This window comes from Bacillus sp. FSL M7-0558 (assembly GCF_038003245.1).
In the GTDB taxonomy this organism is placed as follows: domain Bacteria; phylum Bacillota; class Bacilli; order Bacillales; family Bacillaceae; genus Bacillus; species Bacillus pumilus.
On sequence record NZ_JBBOOU010000001.1, the window covers coordinates 3,639,602 to 3,663,477 of the forward strand.

22 protein-coding genes and 1 pseudogene are annotated in these 23,876 nt (G+C 37.6%); 5 read left to right on the forward strand and 18 right to left on the reverse strand.

The window, feature by feature from the left end; genetic code table 11:
- Nucleotides 1-67 precede the first annotated feature (67 nt).
- Nucleotides 68-1,303: pseudogene (locus tag MHB79_RS18505) on the reverse strand (TerD family protein).
- Between the two features lie 141 nt (nucleotides 1,304-1,444).
- Between MHB79_RS18505 and MHB79_RS18510 the strand changes: the two are divergent.
- A complete protein-coding gene (locus tag MHB79_RS18510) occupies nucleotides 1,445-1,588 on the forward strand; it encodes a hypothetical protein (RefSeq protein ID WP_340990643.1) in 144 nt (47 codons plus the stop codon).
- A gap of 21 nt (nucleotides 1,589-1,609) precedes the next feature.
- Here MHB79_RS18510 and MHB79_RS18515 read toward each other — a convergent pair whose 3' ends face one another.
- Both MHB79_RS18515 and bglA read right to left on the reverse strand, forming a co-directional pair.
- On the reverse strand, nucleotides 1,610-2,590 hold the full coding sequence (locus MHB79_RS18515; RefSeq protein ID WP_340990493.1) for a restriction endonuclease: 981 nt from the start codon (nucleotides 2,588-2,590) through the stop codon (nucleotides 1,610-1,612).
- A 151-nt stretch (nucleotides 2,591-2,741) separates the two neighbouring features.
- Nucleotides 2,742-4,181 carry a 6-phospho-beta-glucosidase BglA gene (bglA, locus tag MHB79_RS18520; protein WP_111913644.1) on the reverse strand — a complete coding sequence of 480 codons (1,440 nt, stop codon included), beginning with the start codon at nucleotides 4,179-4,181 and terminating at the stop codon, nucleotides 2,742-2,744.
- Between the two features lie 185 nt (nucleotides 4,182-4,366).
- Between bglA and MHB79_RS18525 the strand changes: the two genes are divergently transcribed.
- Nucleotides 4,367-5,077, forward strand: a complete 711-nt coding sequence (locus MHB79_RS18525; protein WP_050944627.1) for a GntR family transcriptional regulator — start codon at nucleotides 4,367-4,369, stop codon at nucleotides 5,075-5,077.
- 45 nt (nucleotides 5,078-5,122) lie between these two features.
- Here MHB79_RS18525 and MHB79_RS18530 read toward each other — a convergent pair whose 3' ends face one another.
- Nucleotides 5,123-6,133, reverse strand: coding sequence for a hypothetical protein (locus MHB79_RS18530; protein WP_212046697.1), 1,011 nt, complete (start codon nucleotides 6,131-6,133; stop codon nucleotides 5,123-5,125).
- A gap of 82 nt (nucleotides 6,134-6,215) precedes the next feature.
- Nucleotides 6,216-8,399, reverse strand: coding sequence for an Ig-like domain-containing protein (locus MHB79_RS18535; RefSeq protein ID WP_340990495.1), 2,184 nt, complete (start codon nucleotides 8,397-8,399; stop codon nucleotides 6,216-6,218).
- Between the two features lie 240 nt (nucleotides 8,400-8,639).
- Between MHB79_RS18535 and MHB79_RS18540 the strand changes: the two genes are divergently transcribed.
- On the forward strand, nucleotides 8,640-9,536 hold the full coding sequence (locus MHB79_RS18540; RefSeq protein ID WP_226804515.1) for a PhzF family phenazine biosynthesis protein: 897 nt from the start codon (nucleotides 8,640-8,642) through the stop codon (nucleotides 9,534-9,536).
- A gap of 40 nt (nucleotides 9,537-9,576) precedes the next feature.
- Here the strand turns inward: MHB79_RS18540 and MHB79_RS18545 are convergent, their stop codons facing one another.
- The 3 genes from MHB79_RS18545 to MHB79_RS18555 are packed head-to-tail and all read right to left on the reverse strand — an operon-like array spanning nucleotide 9,577 to nucleotide 11,479.
- Nucleotides 9,577-10,449, reverse strand: coding sequence for a LysR family transcriptional regulator (locus MHB79_RS18545; RefSeq protein WP_340990497.1), 873 nt, complete (start codon nucleotides 10,447-10,449; stop codon nucleotides 9,577-9,579).
- A complete protein-coding gene (locus MHB79_RS18550) occupies nucleotides 10,446-10,955 on the reverse strand; it encodes a hypothetical protein (RefSeq protein ID WP_339206416.1) in 510 nt (169 codons plus the stop codon). Before MHB79_RS18550 ends, MHB79_RS18545 begins: the two co-directional genes overlap by 4 nt.
- Before the next feature lie 17 nt (nucleotides 10,956-10,972).
- The gene (locus tag MHB79_RS18555; RefSeq protein WP_335356269.1) at nucleotides 10,973-11,479 is read right to left on the reverse strand and encodes an LURP-one-related/scramblase family protein; all 507 of its coding nucleotides are present in this window, start codon (nucleotides 11,477-11,479) and stop codon (nucleotides 10,973-10,975) included.
- Nucleotides 11,480-11,628: 149 nt separating this feature from the next.
- Here MHB79_RS18555 and MHB79_RS18560 point away from each other — a divergent pair, with 149 nt between their 5' ends.
- Nucleotides 11,629-11,877 (forward strand): hypothetical protein, encoded by a 249-nt coding sequence (locus MHB79_RS18560; RefSeq protein ID WP_339160834.1) that lies wholly within the window; start codon nucleotides 11,629-11,631, stop codon nucleotides 11,875-11,877.
- A gap of 14 nt (nucleotides 11,878-11,891) precedes the next feature.
- Nucleotides 11,892-12,134 (forward strand): hypothetical protein, encoded by a 243-nt coding sequence (locus tag MHB79_RS18565; protein ID WP_339206423.1) that lies wholly within the window; start codon nucleotides 11,892-11,894, stop codon nucleotides 12,132-12,134.
- Nucleotides 12,135-12,186: 52 nt separating this feature from the next.
- Here the strand turns inward: MHB79_RS18565 and MHB79_RS18570 are convergent, their stop codons facing one another.
- From MHB79_RS18570 to MHB79_RS18615, 10 genes are all read right to left on the reverse strand, one after another.
- Nucleotides 12,187-13,044, reverse strand: a complete 858-nt coding sequence (locus tag MHB79_RS18570) for an MBL fold metallo-hydrolase (protein WP_340990500.1) — start codon at nucleotides 13,042-13,044, stop codon at nucleotides 12,187-12,189.
- Between the two features lie 71 nt (nucleotides 13,045-13,115).
- Nucleotides 13,116-14,282, reverse strand: coding sequence for an MFS transporter (locus MHB79_RS18575; protein ID WP_340990502.1), 1,167 nt, complete (start codon nucleotides 14,280-14,282; stop codon nucleotides 13,116-13,118).
- A 137-nt stretch (nucleotides 14,283-14,419) separates the two neighbouring features.
- The gene (locus MHB79_RS18580; protein ID WP_045034889.1) at nucleotides 14,420-14,722 is read right to left on the reverse strand and encodes an ArsR/SmtB family transcription factor; all 303 of its coding nucleotides are present in this window, start codon (nucleotides 14,720-14,722) and stop codon (nucleotides 14,420-14,422) included.
- Between the two features lie 317 nt (nucleotides 14,723-15,039).
- Nucleotides 15,040-18,750: a hypothetical protein gene (locus tag MHB79_RS18585; RefSeq protein ID WP_340990506.1), complete on the reverse strand. Its 3,711-nt coding sequence runs from the start codon at nucleotides 18,748-18,750 to the stop codon at nucleotides 15,040-15,042.
- Between the two features lie 243 nt (nucleotides 18,751-18,993).
- Nucleotides 18,994-19,473 carry a 23S rRNA (pseudouridine(1915)-N(3))-methyltransferase RlmH gene (rlmH, locus tag MHB79_RS18590; protein WP_185108194.1) on the reverse strand — a complete coding sequence of 160 codons (480 nt, stop codon included), beginning with the start codon at nucleotides 19,471-19,473 and terminating at the stop codon, nucleotides 18,994-18,996.
- A gap of 80 nt (nucleotides 19,474-19,553) precedes the next feature.
- On the reverse strand, nucleotides 19,554-19,724 hold the full coding sequence (locus MHB79_RS18595) for a CxxH/CxxC protein (RefSeq protein WP_008360116.1): 171 nt from the start codon (nucleotides 19,722-19,724) through the stop codon (nucleotides 19,554-19,556).
- Between the two features lie 163 nt (nucleotides 19,725-19,887).
- Nucleotides 19,888-20,718 carry an energy-coupling factor transporter transmembrane component T family protein gene (locus tag MHB79_RS18600; RefSeq protein ID WP_340990508.1) on the reverse strand — a complete coding sequence of 277 codons (831 nt, stop codon included), beginning with the start codon at nucleotides 20,716-20,718 and terminating at the stop codon, nucleotides 19,888-19,890.
- Nucleotides 20,709-22,424 carry an ABC transporter ATP-binding protein gene (locus tag MHB79_RS18605; protein ID WP_340990509.1) on the reverse strand — a complete coding sequence of 572 codons (1,716 nt, stop codon included), beginning with the start codon at nucleotides 22,422-22,424 and terminating at the stop codon, nucleotides 20,709-20,711. Before MHB79_RS18605 ends, MHB79_RS18600 begins: the two co-directional genes overlap by 10 nt.
- Before the next feature lie 19 nt (nucleotides 22,425-22,443).
- Entirely contained in the window at nucleotides 22,444-23,001 is a 558-nt protein-coding gene (locus MHB79_RS18610; protein ID WP_340990511.1) for an ECF-type riboflavin transporter substrate-binding protein, read from the reverse strand.
- A 14-nt stretch (nucleotides 23,002-23,015) separates the two neighbouring features.
- Nucleotides 23,016-23,876 (reverse strand): SAM hydrolase/SAM-dependent halogenase family protein, encoded by an 861-nt coding sequence (locus MHB79_RS18615; protein ID WP_044139077.1) that lies wholly within the window; start codon nucleotides 23,874-23,876, stop codon nucleotides 23,016-23,018.

The window sequence follows — 23,876 nt, forward strand, 5'->3', positions numbered from 1 at the left end:
TCTATTTAACGGGCTAAATAAAATAAGCTAAACAAAGCACTTTGCTCTGTCTAGCCATACATCCGTTTTATTTATAATCATTGACAGGTCCTTTATCCATCAATACCTCAATTTCATTAGAAGACTTCATTTTTAATTTAGGTCTCCGCTCAGAGTTTGGTTTGCTATAAAGCTCAAGTGGGCGGATGATCACACCATCATTTGTATTTTGAAGCATACCTGGCACACAAGAATAAATACGATCATTGTCATTGGCATGTTTGGAATGAATCGTCACAGACGTTCCTTGATGATTATCGATACTCATAGATACTCTATATCTATAAAAAGAACCTGTCCCGTTTGATTGAGCAGAATAAACAACCGGAACGACAGCAAGGATATCATCATTTAACCGTAGTTTAATAACTTCTGTTTTCATTGATTCATGGTCTCTACCGACATCTCCCATATGCTCAACAGCTCCGTTGCCTTAACTTTTGAGAGCAGAAATTCCTTTCGCACCAAACATAGCCACATCTACTTGCTTTCCTGACTTTGTGTAGACCAATGCATAAATATCATAATCGGTGCCGGACTCCCAAGATACTGTCGCTGTGATCTCAGGCGTTTTCTCTATTATGATCGGTTTATGACCTTTGTCTAGACTAATTTCACCTTGAACTTTTTCTAAACTGATAGGTGCAACAACTTTCTCTTTAGCCATTGTCTTCGTTTGAGCAGGGTCATCAATTGATTGTTTTTCAGGAGCCAATTGAGGTGTAGAAATATCCTGTTCATCAGGTTCAACCTCCACACCATAAAGCTTGCATAGCCCTTCCAGTCCAGAATCGAAACCACGCCAGATTGAGCGTGCTTTCGTGTCACCATTTCTTATATATAGCTCTACTACGACAATGCCCTTTTCATTTGTAAAGTTTACTGGTGTTAGATAAAGCACCTCGTCACCTGTTCGAATTTCTGCTTGTAAATTCTTCACTTGAGAAAAGCTCGATCCTTGATCCTCTGTTAGTGTAATAGCCATCTTTGTGATTCCAGAAGGCACTTTGCTCATATCAAAATTTAGTTGATGCCTTTTCAACTGACCTGATACCTCTGCTGGTAAAAGTGTCGCGACACCCGTAGCACTCTCTGGTTGATTGTAAAAAATAATGCCATGATCTCCTTGAACCTGATCCGAATCTGTTAAAAGAAACGCCGTTAAAGAAATATCAATTTCAGATGACACTTCATAGCTGATGGATACCTGTCCCTTTGGAGAGTTTAGTACGGTATTGGCTCCCATTTGCAGAGTGTGATTCATTACAACAACTCCTATTCTTCATCTACCATTTAACGTTTTTATAGATCAATTATACCAAATCATGTAATGAAACCTATTCATATCTTTATCTCTTTTCAACCTCTGCTGCGATACCTAAAAACAAACCACTCTCGAAACAATGTGTATAAAAGAATCATTCCTGCTATTATGGTAATATTCGGCCTTTGGATTCTTCTTCAAATATCCTTGAACATTAAGATCTTTCACAACTCAATGAACTATTTTATCGCCATAACCCTCTTTTTCTTTGTATTCAGGCATTAATAAAACTTAAACAACAAAAAATCACTCAGGCACATACATTTTTTTCAAAGGTAATAAAGATCTTGTCTCTGTTGGCATATCCTCATACCAATGTACAATAAGATTGACGAGTTCTTCTAAGTCCAATAGATGAACTTCATTATGCTTCGCAATAGCTTTTGCATGAGAGGTAAATCCGCCAGTAGAAACAAATAAACTATTTGCATTCATGGGGTTGGCTCCTAATAATTGCTGCACTTCTGGTGCACTGGCTGAATTTTTTCGATGCTTGACTTGTACTTTAATAATAGGCTTTTCAAATCCAAATGCATCTTTATAAGCTAATACATCTACACCGCCGTCAGGACCTTTTGGACTCACACGAACATTGTATGACATAGCTTGCAGTAAGCCCCCGACTAAGTCTTGCATCTTCCACGGATCCAATTTATCCACCTTATCTGCAATCATCACAGTTGCTTTGCTGACTAAATCTTCAATAATTTCATCTTCTTCGGTTTCATCTTCGGATGTTGGTATAGAAGTAGGGTTTTTAAGTAGGTGTTCAATTTCTTTCCCCCAATCATCTACACGAAAAACAGTTGATATAGAACCGAGGCTGTTTTTAGCTGATTGACTGAGAGAATCTCGTTTCACTGCGATTGGTTCCCAGTTGACTTGAATATGATTTGGATACATTTTATCCCCTGCTGCTTCATCAAAAAAATGTGGAGCAGTCACCGTACCAACTCGATATTCACGGCTTTCTTTTATGTATGTAATAATTCGATCTCCATTTTGAATTTCTCTACTAAACCTCCATACCTGACTAACCCAGCTTCTTCTTGTAAAAGGTTTGCTCTCGGCGAAGATGACATCAGCTCGGGCATTCATCTCTTGCTTTGTTTGATATTGTTTTGGATTACCTAATTTCGGCCAACCGATTGATGCTAACCCTTTCTCTTCCCACATCGGAATTAAATCATTCTGGTCACCTGCACGAACCATCCACCATTTCGTCATTTACAATCTCCCCATTTCACTCTTCTTTCTTACTAAATTATAAGACTTATATCTAGTGAACAAAAGGATATACACACCAATTTTTCCGAAAGAGTGCAAAAACCCGAACAAGCATATACCACGCTCACCCGGGCTTCTATTTTTTCCTTTATTATACTTCTTCACCATTCGTGGCAATGACGTTTTGGTACCAAGTAAACGAATCTTTTTTAAGTCTCTTCATTGAGCCGTTGCCTTCGTTGTCGCGGTCAACATAGATCATGCCGTAGCGTTTTTTCATTTCGCCTGTTGTGAATGACACGATGTCAATGATCCCCCAAGGTGTGTAGCCAATCAGGTCAACACCGTCGTATTCGATGGCTTTTTTCAGTGCTTCGATATGAGAAGCGAGATATTGAATTCGTTCTGGGTCATGAATGGAACCGTCTTCCTCCACTTGATCTATAGCACCAAACCCATTTTCAACGATGAAGAGCGGGATTTGATAACGATCGTAAAAACGATTCAACGTATATCTTAAGCCAGTCGGGTCAATGGACCAGCCCCAGTCACTTGATTTGATATAAGGATTGTCTACACCATGCGGAAGGGCTCCGTTGACAATGTCTCCGTCGTTATCAGACACTGCATCACTTTTAACTGTTGTCGACATGTAGTAGCTAAAGCCAAGATAATCTACTTTTCCTTTTCTTAAGCTTTCTTCATCGCCTTCTTCAAACGGAATATGATAGCCTTCGCGTTCGAATTCTTTCAGTGCATAGCTCGGATAGTAGCCCCGAACTTGTACATCTGGGAAGAAATAGCGTTGTCTCATATATTCTTCAGCAAGCATGACATCCTCTGGATTTGAGGAATACGGATAGATTGGTACGTGAGATACCATTGCACCAATTTGAAAAGCAGGATTGATTTCTTTGCCTTTTGCTACTGCCCATGCACTTGCAAGTAATTCATGATGTCCTGCTTGATACATGATTTCTTTGGCATTTTCGCCTTCTTTGACTGATACCCCTGAGTTTGTCCATAGGAACAGCGGGTTGTTGACATCCATTTTGTTATTGATTTCATTAAATGTCATCCAGTATGTGACTTTGTCCTTGTAACGATTGAAGCACACTTCAGCGAATTTCGCGAAGTATTCAGCGACTTTTCGGCTTCGGAATCCGCCGTATTCTCTTGCCAAATGAAGCGGCATCTCAAAGTGAGACAGTGTAATCACAGGCTCGATGCCATGCTTGAGCAGTTCATCAAATACATCATCATAGAATTGTAAACCAGCTTCATTCGGTTCCGCTTCATCTCCCTTTGGGAAAATTCGGCTCCAGCCGATCGATGTACGCAAGCATTTTAACCCCATTTCGGCAAACATCGCGATATCTTCCTTGTAACGATGGTAGAAATCGATTGCTTCATGATTCGGATAAAATTTACTGTCTTCTATCGTCTCCGTAATTTGTCTCGGTACTCCGTGAGCACCAGCTGTCATTACATCCACAACACTTGGGCCTTTTCCTGCTTCATTCCATCCACCTTCGAATTGATGTGCAGCTAATGCTCCGCCCCATAGAAAATCTTTTGGTAATGTCATTATCTATTCCTCCTATTTCACAATTGTGATCATGACGTCCGTTGGCTGTATCACCACTAGTATATGCACATTATAATTATACCGGTACAATTTATCAATACATATATCATTTCAATTAACATATCAAAGAAAAATCGGTATGTGCTATAATCAAAGACAATAAATCGTGAAAACAAAGAGGAATGGCTATGTTAAAGTATCAACAAATTGCGAGCGATATTGAAAAATATATTGTCACCCATGAGCTGCAGCAAGGGGACAAGCTTCCTGTACTTGAAACCCTCATGAGCCAATTTGCTGTGAGCAAAAGCACCATTATCAAATCATTAGACCTACTCGAAAGAAAAGGAATTATCTATCAAGTGAGGGGCAGCGGCATCTTTGTTCGAAGACACAGACGCAAGGGCTACATCAGCCTTTTATCCAATCAAGGGTTTAAAAAAGATTTAGAGGAATTTCAACTGACTTCAGAGGTTTTAATGCTAGACACCATCAAACCGCCTGAAGAAGCAGCGCTTAATTTGAATATTGAACAAGATGAGGATGTTTTTTACCTCAAACGCATCCGTTACATCAATGGACAAACCTTATGTCTAGAAGAATCCTATTACAGAAAAACCATCATTCCCTATCTCAACACAGAAATTGCCGCCGATTCTGTTTTTAAATTCATCAGTGAAGGCCTTGGGCTCAAAGTCGGCTTTTCCGATATGTACTTACAAGTGGGCAAACTGAATGAAACCGAAGCAAAACACCTCGGCCTCAAACAAGACGATCCCGCTCTCCGCGTCGAAACCGTCTTTCATCTCACAAACGGCCAGCCTTTCGATTTCTCGAAAATCACATATAACTACATGCAATCCCAATTTTTTATTCAGGCGAATAATTATTATGGGTGATGGAAAAGACCCCTCATAGCTGAGGGGTCTTTTAAAGTGGACATATTATTTGTAATAGTTATAGTCATTAAACGTTGCTATCATATCTTCTTGTGTTCCTTTCTTTCCACGATTCGTATTAAAATATAATGTTCCGTCATCAAAATCGACAGCTTCTATTTCAAAAAGAGTAAATGCACTGCTCGTAATTCGGAATGAAAGGTCTTTTCTCGTAAACAATTCTTTTGAAAAATCCTTTGTAGGTGTCTCCTTTTGCTCTTTGATCATTTGATTAATATTTAGCGGATATGTGAGAATAACACTCACATTAGAAGCTCCTCCGTTAGTAGCCGGTTTAGATAAAGGTACATATAATGTTCCTTGGTAGAATGAGATTCCTTGAAGAATGTATTTGGACACATCGACCACTGATTGGTTTACGACAGCTTTTGTATAATTTAATGCAAATGTTGCCTCATATTCAAACTGCCCTTTCTTGTCATTGAAATTCCCAATAAAAAAGCGATTGCCAGACCTTACAATAAACTTATCGGTTCCAACAGAATATGTGATGCCGCTAATTGATAAATTCGTCCCTTGGTACTGCAGAACATAGGATTTAGCCACTTTGTACGTATTTTTCTTCGTGTTCACACTTAACTTCACTATCTTTTTTACATACTTTACACCATCGGTCATCGGCGCTACATACAAGCTAACTTGTTCATCACCTTTTTGAGCTTTCACAGCTAGGTCATTCGCATGTCCTAAATCATTGCTAGTACTATTGGTGTCAGAGTTTTTAAGGAGCTTAACAGTTCTTTTGCTAGACGAGGTGTTCATTTTTATCGCGTACAATTGCGTCAGATGGTTTGACGTATTTATTTTTGCAGAATAAATCGTATTATTATTACGATCTACAGCCATCCCTTGCATAGAAGTGTAAAATCCAGAACCAGACATTGCAGAATACGTTGTATACGTGTTGAAGTATCCTGATTGAGCCTGAACAGTAGTAGACCACATACTGCACAAAAAGATGACAGCCATTGAAATGATAATCTTTATTTTTTTCAAAAAATCACGCTCCTATCAATGAAATTTGTATCATTTAGCTATTTAAAAAATCGCCACCCTAAATGAATGGCGATTGAACACTCTACTTTTCAGCCTGAAACTTCTTTATTGTCTTATTACTTTCCGACATGCCTTTCCCAGTGACGGTGAAGTAAAGCTTTCCACCCTTGGCACCTAGTTGTTTAAAAGTGACTTTCACAACCTTGCCTTTAGAAGCCGTTGATTTTCCAATCAGCTTCCCTGATGAATGATAGATTTTGACAACATCTTGTTTCGCTAATTGACTGATCGTGACAACGTCTTTTTTCTTCTTGTTGTTCACGATTGTGATTTGATTGCTTTTTAGCGAAGTAGATGGTTCGCCTTTAAAAGAAATGGCTTGCTTTCCGCTTTCCAGCATCTTATCTTCACTACGCGTCACAAACACTTTGCCGCTCTTGGTCCCTACTTGTTTAACGTACAATTTGATAGATGAACTGTTCGCTGGTTTTGATGTGGCAAGTAGTTTTCCATTTGTTGAGTAAACTTTGATGACATCTTTTTTCTTGATCTTACTCACTGTAATGACGTCTTTTTTATTTTTAAGATTATTGATTTTGACTTGATTGGCTTTTAAAACATTCGATTTTTCACCCTGATAACGAATGGATACTCGATTGCTCTCTTTTAAACCAGGCTCTTTCATACTGATATAAAGTGTTCCATTTGTTTGTCCTAATTGTTTCAAGGAAATCGTCATGTTCGAGCTAGATGCAGTTTGTTGAGCAATTGCTTTTCCACCAGAAGCTTGTTTAAAGATTTTAATGACGGATTGTTTTTTGATTCCTTTTATCGTCACCGTATCGTTTTTTCCTTTGTTGTTTGTCACCTTCACTTGAGATGATAGAAGTGGAGATGTGACGACTTTTTTAACAGTAACAGCTGGCAGGGCAACCTTTCTCTTTCCACTTTGCAACGTGATGGTCACTTTAGATCCTTCCGTTAATTTCCCTGTTTTTAATTTGAAGTTTTTTCCTGGTGTAATGGCAAATGGTCCATATTTCTTTTTCGTTATGCTTGAGCTGAGTTTCGACATCGCTCTTATTGTGTTATTCGTTGAATCAGTTTGCACCTCTACAACAGCTTGATCACCAAACGTACTAATGCCATTAATCGTATCACTTGAATCATCGATTTCTTCCACAAAAACTTTCTGTACATCTTCCTGAGATTGATCCGTTTCATTTGGGTTATCTGCAATGAACGACTTGACTGTAATTAAGTCACCACCGATTAATTTTGAAACAGGAACATCATAGACGCCATTAGAGTCTGCCTGACCTTCCCCAATGACTCTGCCTTCTCCATCTAAAATATTGATCATACTTTTAGGAGTTGCGGTTCCACCCACTGAAGTTGAAAGCTGAGTAAATGGATCAATAGTCGGAGCTGTTGATCTAAGTCGGAAAGTGGTCTCATATAAAGCATTATCAAAAGAGGGTTCCATCACTTGAAATTTACTTTGATCCAATGCTTTTATTGTGTTTTTGTCCACACTCAATTCAAAGTTGCCATCACCATCTGCAGTCATCGATTGAATGATGTCACTTGATTTTTGATTTTTAAAGACGATCTTTGCATAAGGAATTCCCGTTTGGCCTTTCACTGATTTAGACCATTTTGTCGTAGGAATAAGTGAGATTTTCTTAGGATTAACAATTTTTTTGTAAACGTCGATATTGCTTCCAGTCGTCATTTTCACTGTTAGGAATGTGCCTGCATTTAGGACAGGTAGCTTTAAATGAATGGCATCATTGAATATGCCTGAAGCAATCACTTTGCCATCTTTCATGACCTCTACTTTTGTGTTCTTCACCGTTTTCCCAGTTAGCTCCTGAGAAGTATCATATATCGGATCTAATGAGGTAAAAGATTCCTTGAAAACATACACTTTGTTTGAAGAAAGCTTTGTCCCATTTTGGTCATACGTATCTAACTCCACCGTTTGGCCTGAACTAATGTTCCAAGAAAACAACTTAAAGTTTCCGTTACTATCTGCTTTTGCGTAGTGCATATATTTAGATTTCCAGTTACTCGGAACACCCCAATCTACGAATGCAACGATTGCGTTTGGCGCTGTTTTACCTGTTAGATAATTATCACCATATTGATAACGATCAATCGTTGTTTTCGTTCCACCCTCTGCGGCACTCACATTTTCCTGTATATTGAAAGTTAACATCATCATACAGAGAATAGAAGCTACTATTTTCAGGACTATTTTCATAAAGTTATCCTCTTTTCCTATTAATGTTTTAATATACAAATATTATACATTTTATCCAAAGTAGGCACAAGAGTTAATATCGTGACTAAAGACTTATCTAATTACTATTTTAATAGATACTGTGAATTTCAAACTCTTACATGAAAACTTCCGATTTAAAGTATCAAAAAGATTCATTTTACGAATGCATTGAACAAACTTATGATAAACGTAACAAGAATGTACAGGAGGATTCATTATATGAGAGATATTAGGGTGTACCATGTCGATGCATTTACAACTGAGAAATTTGGAGGAAATGCTGCTGGGGTCGTGTTGGATGGTGATCTTTTAACGGAGGATGAGATGCAGAATATCGCCAAGGAGTTGAATTTACCGGAATCTGTCTTCTTGCTGCCTGCACATGATAAAGAAGCTGATTATCGGGTTAAATACTTCACACCGACGGAAGAGGTCAATTTCTGCGGCCATGCGACTGTTGGATTGACTTGGCTTTTGGCGACGGAGCTTGGGCTGGCAAAAGAGAAAACAGGGGTCGTGTTAGAAACGAAGATTGGCAATGTTCCTGTTGTATGGCACGAAGAAAATGGCAAGGTCATCGATGTGGAAATGACGCAGGTGACGCCGAAAACGCGAGATTTTATGATCGATTTAGAAGAGCTTAGTGACATGATTGGTGTCAGCAGTGACCGCATTGATCCATCCTATCCTATCAAATTAGCAAACACCGGAAACTGGCATCTTCTCGTTCCGATGAAGCACCAGGAAGACATTGATCAAGCGGCACCGAACTTAGCGGCTTTAGGGAAAATGAATAAAGAGCAGAATATCACGACGACTCACCTTTATACATTTCATACCACAAAAGAATGTGATCTTTACACGAGAGATTTTGCACCTGGAATTGGGATACCCGAAGATCCGGTGACGGGGGCAGCAAACGGAGCATTGGCTGGCTATCTTTATGTAGAGGGTATCATTTCTCAGCAAGAAATCACTCATCTGAACATTGCCCAAGGGGATGCCATCGGCAGACCTGGCATCCTTCGTATCACGGTCATTCCGAATGAATCAAAGCCTGTGATCAAAGTGGCAGGCGCGGCGGTTATCACTATTCGCGGCGCATTGACCTTATAAACCATCAGCTTGAATGGGAGGCATCTCGTTCAAGCTGATTTTACTTGAAATGATCTTTGACCACTTCGATCCATCTTCTAGCCGATGGGGATGCTGCTTTGAATGATTTGAACGCCAAGTTGATCTCACGATATACGCTTGTCTCAAGTGGAATCACTTTGGTATGAGACATCTGCTGCGGCAAAATTAACGTCGGAATAATGGTCACTCCAAGTCCCTCTTGAACCATAGAAATGAGCGTATTGTTGTCTCCTATTTCAAACAAAACATGAGGCTTCACGCCTCTTTCTTTTAATAATTTCTTAATGAGCAGGTCACAGCCCGCTTTTGGCATAATGAATGCTTCATCATGGAACGAGTCAACTTCTATCACTTTCTTCGTATTGAAGCGATGATCCTCTTGCAGGAGCACCACCAATTCATCTTGAAAAAGTGGAATGGTTTCGAATTCTCTCGATGGCTGCGTTAAAAAACCAACATCAATCGTACCAGACGCAATCCAATCCTCAATCTCCTCATAACCACCTTCATATAACTCTACTTGGATATTGGGATACACTTTGGTAAAACGGTGAATCAGCTGCGGAAGCATTTTTGAAGAAAAACTAGAGAACGTTCCGATCTTGATACTCCCCACTTCTATCCCTTGAATCAACGCCGCCTCCTGCTCAAGCAATGACGCATGATGAATGATTTGCCGAATATGCGGCATCACCCGCTCACCTGCATCCGTTAACGACAACCCGTTTCGATTTCGCCGAAGCAGCACAACCCCTAACTCTGACTCAAGCTTTGCAATATTATGACTGACTCCAGACTGCGTTAGTCCAAGCTTCTCCCCGGCTTTTGTAAAACTGCCGCACTCGACGACTGTTAGAAATACTTTGTATTGGAATGTGATCAGTTTGGTCACCTCATTAGATCTTGGCAAAATCTACTGTTAGATATTTCTTTGATTTTTTGATTTAACTGTTGTTCTATTAATTCAAAGCAAGACTGCTGAATCCATAAACGTTTAAATGTATAGACCTGTTCTTTTTCATCGCCATGCAAATCTTCATCTGTCTCTAACTGAAAATCAGTTAAATCGATTTTGTCATGAACATGCATTTTAGTAAAAACATGAGCATTGTGAAAATCGTGCATATGCTCTACTAAAGAAGAGATCGTGGTGATAAAATCATCAAAGGTATCTTCTTCAAGTGTTTTTTTGAGATCGACATTACTATGAACATCAATAGAAATGTAATTATCTCTCTCATCCAATTCTTCTTGGATAGCTAGTGGATTATCATGAGTCGTTGCTTTTCTATTTAAATCTGTAATGGAGAAATAAATAATGATTTCTTTTTTATCGAGAAATTCATACTCCCATAACTCTGCATTTCTCAATCTTATGATGCGAGTGAGATTGTTCAATTTATTTAACCCTCCAATTAATTTGTTGTTGTCGACGACGAAGACCTAGACGCTGCTTCATCAGCCTTCACACAATCAATCGCAACAACGAGTGCAATCATCACAGGCTCCATCTCTTCTTTCAAAATATCGACCTTATAACTATCTCCCCATGTAAACCATTCCTTCTTCACCTGGCCGATCACTTCGCCGTTTTGCAGCACTTGGAAATTCATATCCCACCAGTTACCCTGCACTTCTGCACCCGCAGCATCAATTGAATATTTTGCTTTAAAGAACGTAAACTCTTTTTTGATCGTCAATACCTCTTGACCACCAACTTCTACTAAAAACTTCGGTAAAAAGCTAAACATTTTCTTCGTAATCACAGCAATTTCTTCTCGTTCTGTATTCAGAATGGTGAACGTCTTCGGCACCTTCATAAAGCTGCCCTCGACTACATACACATCGTTCTCCTGCTGATCCTTTACCGTAAACCTGCCGCTCAGACTAAATACTTTCTGCTTCATATATAGTTGCTTCATACGTACCTCCGATTAAATTTAAACATTTATCAGTCTTTTATCCATTCTTTAATTACATCTAATTATACCAAAAAATAGAATGATCAAATAACATGTCAGAACTCATGCAAGTTATAATGGAAATATAAACAAAATTGAGAGGGGAACTCATGAAAAAAATCACGTTTTTTGATTGGACCATTCAATTACAAGCAAACTTAACGGCAATAACAGATCATAATGAAAAGAAGATGGTCATTTTAGAGCCATCCATTGAATTAAACGGTGTGATATGGATAGATGAAAACAACGAGCTACAAATCAAACCTACTTGGGATTGTGTCATTACAATCGATCCAACCAACAAATCTCTAACAATCCGGCAAACTGAAGAAGTATTCGGAGATGTGTACGAATGAAAACAGGAGGAATGATGAAGGAAACCACTTTTTTTGATTGGACGGTTCACTATCCTGAACATTTAACAGCAGTCAAAGATGATACAGAAAAGAAAATGGTTTTTCTAGAACAGACCGTTGAATTTAAAGGAATTATCCGTATTGATGAGAATAATGAACTGCAAATGAAGCCGACTTGGGATTGTGTCATTATGATTAATGCAAAAAACATGTCCGTCACAGTTTGTGATGCAGAAGATGTTGTAGGTTTGCCGTAGAAATTAAAAAAAGTCTCGTTTGAGGAAAATAGCCCAAATGAGACTTTTTTGTTTAGTTATACTTAATACCATTTACAAAGTAAGCTATAGTTTCTATTTCATCTTCTTTAAGTACTCTGTTCACGTACTTTTGATATTCATTCGTGATTTTCTGCTTATCTCCACCACATAGCTCAGTGAATTTCGCAATCACCCTAAGCGTGTCTCTTTCCTGACGAAACTCCTCTTTTGTCCACGGTCTTTGGTGTGAAGGAATATACGTATCTGCATCAAAAGCATCTAACTCATCTAAAAGACGCAAGATTTCTTTCACCTTATAATGTACTTTTTCAGCATACATTTTCGGATAAATACAATCACCAAGAAACAGGATTTTCTCTTCTTTCACATACACGATCACGGAATCAGCAGCATGATCGCCTCCAACATGCTGCACGACACAAGTAACCCCGCCAAGATCAATTTCCATCCGCTGGTCAAACGTCACATCCGGTAAAACCACCTGAATATCTCGATGATCCTGATATTCTTCTTTTATCGCCTTCGCGCAGAACTCAATCTCCGTTCCTTCCCTCACCCGCTCATCAATCGCCTCATCTGACCAAGAAAACGGAACAAGCTTCTCCATTTCCTTTCTGGTCTTTGCAGAAGCAATTGAAACCGATTGAGGCAACGCCGGTAGACCAAAAATATGATCCCAATGCCAATGCGTGAGGACAACGAGATCGGGCGTGGCGTTCTCTTGTTTTAAAGTTTTTGGGATGAAATATTTCGCATGATCTTCTGAGTTACCGGCATCGATCATTAATGTTTTTTTATTGCCTACGACCATGCCTAGGATAGGGCGGTCTGTGAGTGATACTGGTGTGATGTACCTAAAACTCTGACCTATTTTTTTGATTGAGTGCATTGGAGCTTCCTACTTTCTGTCATTATATTTTAGATTGAATCAAGTTTTTCTCATCGTTCTGCTGTTTATGATTAAGTATATCGAATTTCATTACTCGAAGTAGCACGTGAAGCCAATATTGTTACAATGATCGCGATTGCAACGCCTAAAGCACCTGCCCAAGTAACGGAAGATAGAGAAACTTTCTCTACAAAGATACCTCCAATAGCTGCACCTGCAGCCATCGCCAATTGCATCATTGACTGATTGAGACCTAATAGTATACCTGATGACTCTGGCTCCATTGTAGCTAAGTGATATTGTTGAGTCGGGCCAGAAGACCATGCAGCAAATGACCAGAATATTAAAATGAGCAATACTCCAACATAAGAATGCGTAACTAGTGAGAGCAATATGAGCATGATGACATGTAATGTCATTCCACTAATCAGAGTAAAATTCACACCCCATCGATCGGTACTAAATCCACCAAACTTTGACCCAACTAGACTAGCAATCCCGAATATGAGAAGAACTCCACTCAGCAATTTGCTGCTTACACCTGATATGTTTAAAAGGTAAGGGGATAGATAGGTATAGGCAATTGAATAACCACCGAGCCAGAAAAAGGTGATGGCTAATCCCAACACTACTTTTGGTTTTTTAAAAAGAGCGAGTTGTTGAATTAAAGGTACAGGTTTATCCCCTTGAATTTTTGGAATCGTAAGAGAAATTATAGCCATAGCTAATAATCCGAGTAAGGCTATTCCTCCAAATACAGCTTTCCAACCGAAGAAATCACTAGTCATTCTGCCCAGTGGAACTCCAATGATCAATGATGCTGTAAATCCCATTACTACTGTAGCAATAGCTGTACCTTGCTTACCTTTTGGTGCAATTTTTTCAGCTATTGTTAATGCAGTAACTACGACCATCCCCGCTCCAAGAGCCATAATAATTCTTGACACAATAAATAATTGATACCCAGGGAGGACAAATGCAAGAATATTACCTAGAATAAAAACGCTAAGTGAAAATAACATTAACTTGCGCTTATTCATTCCCGATGTTAAAGCCATTAATACTGGGGTGAAGATGGCATACACAAGAGAAAAAATCGTAATTAACTGGCCAGCTGCAGCTATCGTAATCCCTAATGATTCAGAAATATTATCCAAAATACCAGAGATGATATACTCTGATGTACCAACTAAAAAACTTACAATAGCTAAAATGTAAATCTTTACAGTGTTTGACAATGTAGATCACTCCTTATATATAATACATTTACATATCTAGAATTGTTAATATGTATGGACAAAAAAACATATTAAGATAAGTCGATGTGTATTTAATAAATGAAACTGAATTCTGATGTATGAATTCAGTTCATTTATTAAATATTTTTTTCTAGAATCTTAGCAATTTTTTTTATGGCATTTTCATCTCTTTTATAATACGTGTATTTACCTATACGCTCTGTCGTAATTAATCCAGCTCGTAGTAAAATTGAAAGGTATTGAGATGCTGTTGATTGCGTCATTTTCAATTTATCTGTTATTTGACTAACACATACCCCTGTAGTATTCATATCAATCCCTTCATGAGGTGTAAAATGACGATCAGGTTCCTTTAGCCATTGTAAAATTTGCAATCTGGATTCATTGGATAAGGCTTTAAAAACTTCTATTGGCTCCATACACCCCATTATATCGATAAATAACGATATGTCAACATGTGTTGTTTGAGATCCCTTACAACTTTCTATTTTCCTAGGTTATTCTCGCCGCTTTAGGCTTAATCGTGTTTTTTTGCGGGAGTGGTGGGAAAAATCCTTTCTCTGTTTTCCTGCTGGCAATGGAGATGTTTGATGGGAAAGGCTGCTTATACATCTAAATTTATCCTTCTCATTCCTCACTTACTTATGATACGGTTCTCCGCGGTATCTAAATGAGGTTATTACCTACATTAGTTTCGTTTATTTACATTGAATGACGTTTTAGTTTAATACCCTATTTAATAATCCTCCATAAACTCATTTATTTTAACTTTCTTTATTCTTTCTTTATAGTCTTCAATTTTATCTTGAATCCATCTTCTATGTCTCAAAAATTTAATTCCAGTTAAGCTCTTATCAATTAATTCTAATAACTCAATTTGCTCTTCTATAACCGGAACCTCACTTCCACTCCAAGAAAAAAAGATTGGGGATAATGGTATTTTGCAAAACAAGTAAAACGAATCATTTTTTTTCAATAGATGGATTAAATACTGCGCCTTACTTTCTTTACTCAAATTAGATATCCCATAAAACAACAAAGTAATATTTTCTTCATCGGAACTCCATAGAGAAATTCTCTCTCTTAACCACGAATCTTGTCTTTCAATAATTCTTTTATCCTTAGGACCAGAAAATAAATTTTCAAATATAGATACTTTGTCATAAAATTTACTTTTTGACTGATTAAAGACTATAAGAACTATCCTGTCGAGTATTGCCTCCCAATTATCTTTTTCCCAAACAAAAGAGAAATCAACATCCCTTAACCGAAATGATTTATTTTGACTTTTTAATATCAGTTTCAAAAATTGATCTATTATAGTTAAATCAAAATCAGTAAACTGTTTTAAGATCAAAAACTCATCATCTATATTAGAATCAATTTCCAACATCTTAAAATAAGCATCTTTTAATGTACTTAAATCATTTCGAAATAAGAAAAATAACTCTTTATTAATTTCAGAGAATGGATTAAATAAATTGCTTAATGTCCTTTGTATAGTAATATCTTTCTGTTGCAATACCCTTTTAGTCACATTTACATATACATTTTCATCAATTTGAATATAATTTTTTAAAAAATCAAGGTCTATTAAATACCCAGAAATATTTTCTTCATCTTCAGTAAAGTAATCATATATCTTATTGAGAAGGTCTGTGCTAGGTTTTTCTTCAGATATAACTCTAAAAAGACAATATAGCCAATTATTTTGATCATAGAATTTCTTTTCACGTAATAACATTTCTATATCATTGTCAACTATCACACTTCTTAATTTATTTATAATAGGAAGTGGGTACATGTGTACTTGGTAGTTCCGAGAAATAAAAGTTCTAATAATATCAATTAAAAGTTCCTCTTTAGCATTTTCCAAAAGAGTACTTAAGCTACTTAAAATTGAATGTATTTCATTTTGGAAAATTTCATTATCATTATCTACAACTTCATCAATAACTTGAAAAACAACATTAAATTCTTGAGTGTTAAACCTTTTTGCCATATCAACTAATAACTGCTTTTTTTCTAATTCTCTTTCTCGATAATTATGACCATAAACATTTTTTGCTAATATTTTATAGATATTATATTTTTCAGAACTCAATTTATTTATTAAACTAGTATCTAATTCTAAATCATGCCTTAATAGAAAATTATTTATTTTATTAAAAATAATACTTTCTTTCAATGTTACCTCTGTTAAGCTCTCTACTAGTTCTGAAATAAATTTAATATCATATATTAAAATATCCTTATTTATTTTTTCTACATCTTGGTATCCAAATTTAAAAAGTAATTTATTTATTTCTTCACCATTTTTGAAATATAAGTCTTTTAATTTATTCCAAGCAATTTCTCTTATTTCAAGAATAGCTGGAGAATATTCTAAAATTAAGTCATAAAATTTGACAGTCTTTCTATCTGACATTTCAGTGATATGATGACTAAACTTCAAGTAATATTCAATGAGCCTAATTAACAGTACTTCAAAAACAGTAGAATTTTCCTCTTCATACTGAGATATTGACAAATTAAGTATTTCTTTTTGTATAGTAAAACTATGTCTATTAGAAAATTCCTTAAAACCAAAACCTTGGGTTAAAACAGAATAGACAGAAGAAAATTCTGTAGGTTTTTTTTGTAAGTATTTTATTATTAATTCAAGTGATTCCTTATAATACTTAGTTTGACTAAAATTAGATAGTGTAGAAAGAATCTCAGACCGATTTGAAGTTTGCTTAGAAGTATCAAAATTTATTTGATGCTCCTCTTCTCTGGGTAGCTGATCAACTTTATCTTCAATATAAATTAGTGTTTCTATTTCTAGTGCGAACCAAAAAGTGTGTAAGAAACCATCTAAATTTTCATCTGACTTTTCTTTTAAGTATATGTAGCCCTTGGTAATTTCCTCTTTTATTAATTCATAATTTTCCTTTTGATAAAAATATGAAAAAACACTGTTTAGATTTTCTATAATCCTATTTTTTAATTTTGGAAAATATACTCTTATTAAATCTGAATACCGTAAAAGTTTTTTATCAAAAACAGTTAGGTAAAAGATATAAGTACTCAAAATTTGGTCAGATATTTTGGCGATTTCTCCCTCATAAATATCCAGTATTTCCATTGAATGAAGCTTTTCAGTAATTCTTAGGAAATCATCTTTTTCTAGATTAGTTAATTGAGCCATTAAACCTAAATTTTCATCATCCCCAAGATTTACAACATTTAAAAAGCTATAGATAGTTGCAGTTTTTAAAAGGTCATTATTTTCTAATTCATCTTCGAAGTCAGTTTTAACACCTCTGTAGTATTCTTCCAATAGCTCTATAACGTTTCCTATACTCTCTAATGTATTTTCTCTTATTGCAGTCTCGCATGCCATTATTGCTAACCTAGCATTCCCCTTGGAAATATTACATATTCTCTCTATATATAAATAATTTTTTATATCATATTCTTCTTTACATAAGGTTTCTATATCTTTATCTTCTAAAACATCAATTTTAATTAAATTGATGTTGAATCCCGATGTTTTATCTAAAATCTTCCTTTCTGCATACTCTCTTACGGAAACAATTAATTTGAACTCAATTCCTTCATCTTTTAAACCTAAATACTCTAATATTAAATTCAACTGAGTTAGGTGATTAACATCGTCAATAAATAATAAATAACTGCCAGGACTATTAAAGTGTAACTTTAAATCCTTATATAAATTTTGACCATTATTTCTAAGACATTTAATTTCATATTCTGGGTTTGTTTCTTTGAATCGTTTAACACATTCTAAAGCTAATCTTGTTTTCCCAACTCCTGGTTTTCCTGACAATATAGTTATTTGATTCCTATTTATTGAATCTATTATTAATTCTATTTCTGAATCTCTGGCATATATAGTTGTATTTAGTGTAGTTGCTAATTTACTTCGATTGTAGACTTTTACAAAGTCATCAATATCTAAAATTTGTTCTGTATCTAAAGTTATATTTAAAAAATCGGATGCTATTGATGGAAACTCGTAAATTTTAAAAGAAATAGCATCTATAGTAAGTAACTCTAGCCTTATGTTATAGTTACTTACTTTTGAAGCTAATTTACTAATTTCCTCTGTAGATAGCCTCCCTGTACAACAGCAAATAATTTTTTCTATATCATTGAGTAAAATATTCGTTTTTGATTCATCTAAACACTTATCTAGATCATCTTCAAACTTCTTATAGAGATTATTTTTTTGAACTGTATATTCAATAAAAATATATTCATTTTCTGGTGTTTTTATTAGTGTATCTGGTGTTCCTGTTTTTGTATTATTGTTTCCTATTACAGAACCTATGGAATAGACTTCCCCATCAATTGTCTTAGAAAAATAAATATCCATCATTTTTTGAAACTCGCCACCATTTAGCTCATTTATTTTATTTTGGATCTCATTTATTTTTGACAATGTCTACACCTCTATTAAATTTTTCATAAGTCGAAAATTTTAGAAAGCAAACTCTAGAACCACTCTACGTTTTGCAAGCCATTAAATTGTTTCCTTAAAAATAATTTACAATCACTAGATTTTACCATATAAAACATTCACCAAAAATCATCAGACTTATCCTTAGATAATATGTGTCTACCGCTATTTATAATTCGTGAGGTGATATATAACTATAACAAATATATATTTACTTTTGAAAACTCACTTATGATAAGGCTCCCCCCGCACAATCCGAAACGCCCGATAAATCTGCTCCACCAGCACCAGCCTCATCAACTGATGCGGGAACGTCATTTTCGAAAATGACAGTTTCTCATTCGCACGCTGCATGACAGCGTCGCTTAATCCAAGGGATCCGCCTATGACGAAACATACTTTGCTTTTTCCGTATGTTGCCAGCTTATCTATTGTATCGGCTAATTCTTCGGAAGTTTTCATTTTTCCTTCGATGGCGAGGGCGATGACGTGGGCGTCTGGGTTGATTTTGCTTAGGATGCGTTCGCCTTCTTTGTCTTTGATGATTTTCATGTCTTGCTCGCTGAGGTGTTCGGGTGCTTTTTCGTCTGCGAGCTCAATGATCTCGAGTTTCGCATAGGCCTGTAATCGTTTTGTGTATTCGGCTATGCCTTGCTTTAAATATTTCTCTTTTAATTTTCCTACTGTGATAATTGATATATTCACAGGTCATCCCCACCTTAAGAACAAGTTATTCATATAAGTTATCAACAATTGTGGATAAAATTTGTGTATTTTGTGTCCGATCATTCGTTCCCCACTATATATATTGCAGGTTCATCGCACAATTCACAGGTTGTGGATAAACTGTGTGTATGTTCGATTTTTCTGAATTCTGGTGGCGTTTCGTGATCATCTATGTACATGTCTAGTACGGTTTCTATATGTTCTGCGCAAGCATAAAGTGATTTGTTCATAAGTTTCTAATTCCTCCAATATGTTGTCTCGTTATTCACAAGTGTTTCGCTCATTGTTCAATATAACCGATTTATTCACATGTTAATAGTCTTTTACCATTTTCCACAACTTTTATCCACAAACAAAACAAAGAAGCCTTCACTCCTGTGTGAAGGCTTCTTTCTATATAAACGGATTATAAAATCTCGTTCCTCTAACAAATGTAATCACTAGCGAAACGATCAGTACCGCTCCAACAAATATTAACGCCACATAATCTGCTTTTTGAAAGTCTTTCGCCTTAAACCATGTGCGCTTTTTATGCTTTCCAAATCCGCGCAGCTCCATCGCATTACTTATGGTCTCAATCCGCTCTAGGCTAGAAAAAATCAGCGGCATCACAATCGACAGCGCATTTTTAATCCGTTTCCCCAGTTTTTCATTCTTCGATAAATCAATGCCTCTTGCTTGCTGAGAAATTGCAATCGTTCGAAAATCACGCTGAATATCTGGAATATAGCGCAGAGCAATCGCTACAGCATAAGAAATTCGGTAGCTAACCCCGATTCGGCTGAGCGATGAGGCGAATTCACTTGGATTTGTTGTCACGATAAACAAAAGCGCTGCTGGCATTACGGTCACGTATTTCAGTGTAATGTTCAACTGATAGAAAAGCTGTTCAAGTGTGACGTTGTACCAGCCTGCAATGTGAAATAGCTCGTGCTTTGCTCCATAGATGGCGACACCTTGCTGAGGCGCAAAGACGTAAATGGCGATGTTATTGATGACAAGAAAAATCGCCAAGACAATCACTACGAAAGAGATATCACGAAATCGTACGTTTGATAGCTGAAAGAACACGATACTGGCAACTAACATAAACAATAATACGCCTGTATCGTACGTGAGCATCGCTGCGGATGACCAGAGGATAAAGCAAATGAGTTTGGTTGCACCTGTCAGCCGATGAATCGGCGACGGGCGATCGATATAGGACAGCATGTCTACAGCCATGTCATTCGCTCCTTTCTGTCAACCTCAATGAAGCGATCCACGAGTTCATTTGGATTTGGCCAGTCTGCTTTCAGTGCCAGTTCATACAGCGACGTTTCCTTTAAGCTCGCCTTTTGGACAAGCAGCTGATCTGTCAGCACTTTAGCAGGTGTATCATCTGCGATTTTTTCTCCATCAGAAATGACAATAGTTCTTGTCGTGTATTCGAGCATCAAGTGCATATCATGGGTGATCATGAAAATCGTGACACCCTGCTGATTTAATTGCTCTAAAAACGTCATCATCTCTGTGTAATGTCTAAAGTCCTGTCCTGCGGTTGGTTCGTCTAGGATAAGGATTTCTGGCTCTAAAACAAGAATAGACGCGATGGTGACACGTTTTTTCTGTCCAAAGCTGAGGGCTGAGACCGGCCAATTCCGAAATGGATACAGTCCGCACACTTTCAGGACCCGCTCCACCCGTTCCTTGATCTCGTCTTCCTTTACCCCTCTTAAAACGAGACCGAGTGCCACCTCATCAAAAATCATTTGTTTAGAAATCATTTGATTTGGGTTTTGCATGACGACGCCGATTCGTTCGGAGCGCTGTTTGATGGTGTCTCCTGTGATGTCATCACCATTTAGATGAATGGTCCCTTTTGTTGGCTTTTCAAACGCGCAGAGCACCTTGGATAGTGTTGTCTTGCCTGCGCCATTGGCTCCAGCGATGCTGATCATTTCTCCTTTTTTGACGGTAAAAGAGATGTTGCTCAGCGTGTTTGGTCTTGTCGGATAGTCAAAGCTCAGTTCACGTACTTCTAGTAAATCCTGCGCTGCATTTTGCTCGACTGATGGTTCAGACGCTTCCATCCACTGCTCGATTTTCATTTTTTCCTCATCATTTAAGGTAAGATGCTGTAAATTCGCGATCTGATCTCCTGCTTCAACCGGAATACCTGCATATTTCATGGCTTTTACATATAAAGGCTCACGTAAATACGCCGCTTCTAATACATTTGAGGCGAGCAATTCATCTGGTGTCATGTCCGCTGCTATCGTGCCGTCATTGACGACGATGATGCGATCCACCTGGCGGAAAAGAACATCCTCTAATCGGTGCTCGACCATCACGACGGTTTTTTTCGTTTGTTTTTGTAGTCGATCAATGAGATCGATCACTTCTTTACCTGTTGCGGGGTCAAGGCTTGCAAGTGGTTCGTCAAACAGCAAAATGTCGACATCGTTGACAAGTACGCCTGCGATGGCGACACGTTGTTTTTGACCGCCTGAGAGCTCATGCACGGACGATGCCAGCTTGCCGTCTACCTCTGTTAATCTTGCTGCTTCCTCGACACGTGTTTTCATTTCTTCGCGTGTGACTTGATCATTTTCAAGTGTAAATGCGATGTCTTCTCCAACGGTCAGCCCGATAAATTGTCCATCAGGGTCCTGAAGTACCGTTCCGACAAGCTGTGAAAGGGAGAAAATGTTCTCTTTCTCTGCATTTTTCCCGCCGATGTGAAGACTTCCTTCCATAGAACCTTTATAAGACGCAGGAACTAGCCCATTGATGCAATGGGCTAGTGTGCTTTTTCCCGATCCAGACGGGCCTGCGATGAGGACTTTTTCGCCTTCATAGATGGTCAGGTTGATATCTTTCAATGTCGGTTCTGCCTGACTGCGATATTGGAATCCGAAGTGTTCGAATTGAATCATCGGTTTCTTCATTTATGTGTTCCACCTTGCTTCATGATGTTTCTTTCGATAGACTGCCGCTTTTGCTTCTCGTTTTTGCATAAGCTGCAATGATGATGGTTCCTAGTACACCGATCGTGATGATGTTCGATAGACCTGCAACAAACCCTTGGAAGAATGCTTTGTTTACTGGTTCAGCATAAATTGCTATGTCGAGTAATGGTGCAATAACAAACCAGCCAATTGCCTGCACACTGATTTGCACTACATTGAAGAACACGATTTTTTTCCAGCCAAAGTCGCCCTCTTCTACTTTTAAACGGTTCGAAATGAAGCCGATCAATAACCCAACAACACCTGAAACGATAATCCAGCTCCACCAAGGGCCGAATGTGGTGGCATCTTTAATGAGATGACCAATAAATCCAATCAGTGCGCCTGCAACAGGACCAAATAACACGGCCATTAATGCAAGGAATGCATACGATGTTTCAATTTGTGTATTCGGAATCCCAGTTGGAATGGAGACGAAGCGTCCTAAAATGACAAAGACGGCTGCGCCAATTCCGATGGCAACGACAGTTTTCGTTGAAAGTTGTTTACCTGCCATGATGTATCCTCCTCTTATTCGTATATAATGCGCGGAGCTTTGCGAATCGAAAGGCGCCAGCCTGTGCCTGTTCCGATGTTATAAGCCTTTGCAAATGACCCTTGATTGATCGCCACGCCTAAATGATCGAGTGAATTGACATATACGAGTGGTTCGCCTACCTTTAAATCGGCAAAAGATCGTCCATAGGTCATGATATTTTTATACACATTTTTTGGCCCGTTGGCAATGGTAACTTCTATTGCATCCCCATAATTGATTGAAAGCTGCTCAAATAGCGTATGATGAATGTTTGTCCAAAGGTTTCCGAACCTCACATCTAAAATATCAATCGTTCCTGTGATGACCTCTTCTTTCGCATAAGCCTGTACGACTGGAAGGTGAATAATATCATCAATATCCGCCTTTGGCCCAACCTCTTCAAAAGAAATCACACCTGAAGCGATTCTCGCCCCTGTATACGCGTAAATATCTCTCCCGTGGAATGTATGTGATTTTCCCGACTTCGGCAGCCGGTTAATGGTTTCATCTAAATAACGGGCTTCTACTATGCCAATATCCTGCGCGACGTGCGTGAGTGTCCCGTTATCTGGGGTAATGATGTAGTGCGAGCTTGTGGTTTTGACGACAAGACTCTTTCTTTCTGATCCTACGCCTGGATCAACAACGGAAACGAAAACTGTCTCTTCCGGCCAGTATGTGACGGTTTGGAGCAGGCGGTAAGATGCCTCCCAAATGTCATACTGCGGAATATTGTGTGTTAGATCAAAAAGGCGGATGCTGCTGCTGACCGTATTTGCCACTCCGTACATGGCACTGACTGCTCCATCATCAATACCGAAATCTGATTGTAAAACCAATGCATGTTCACTCAT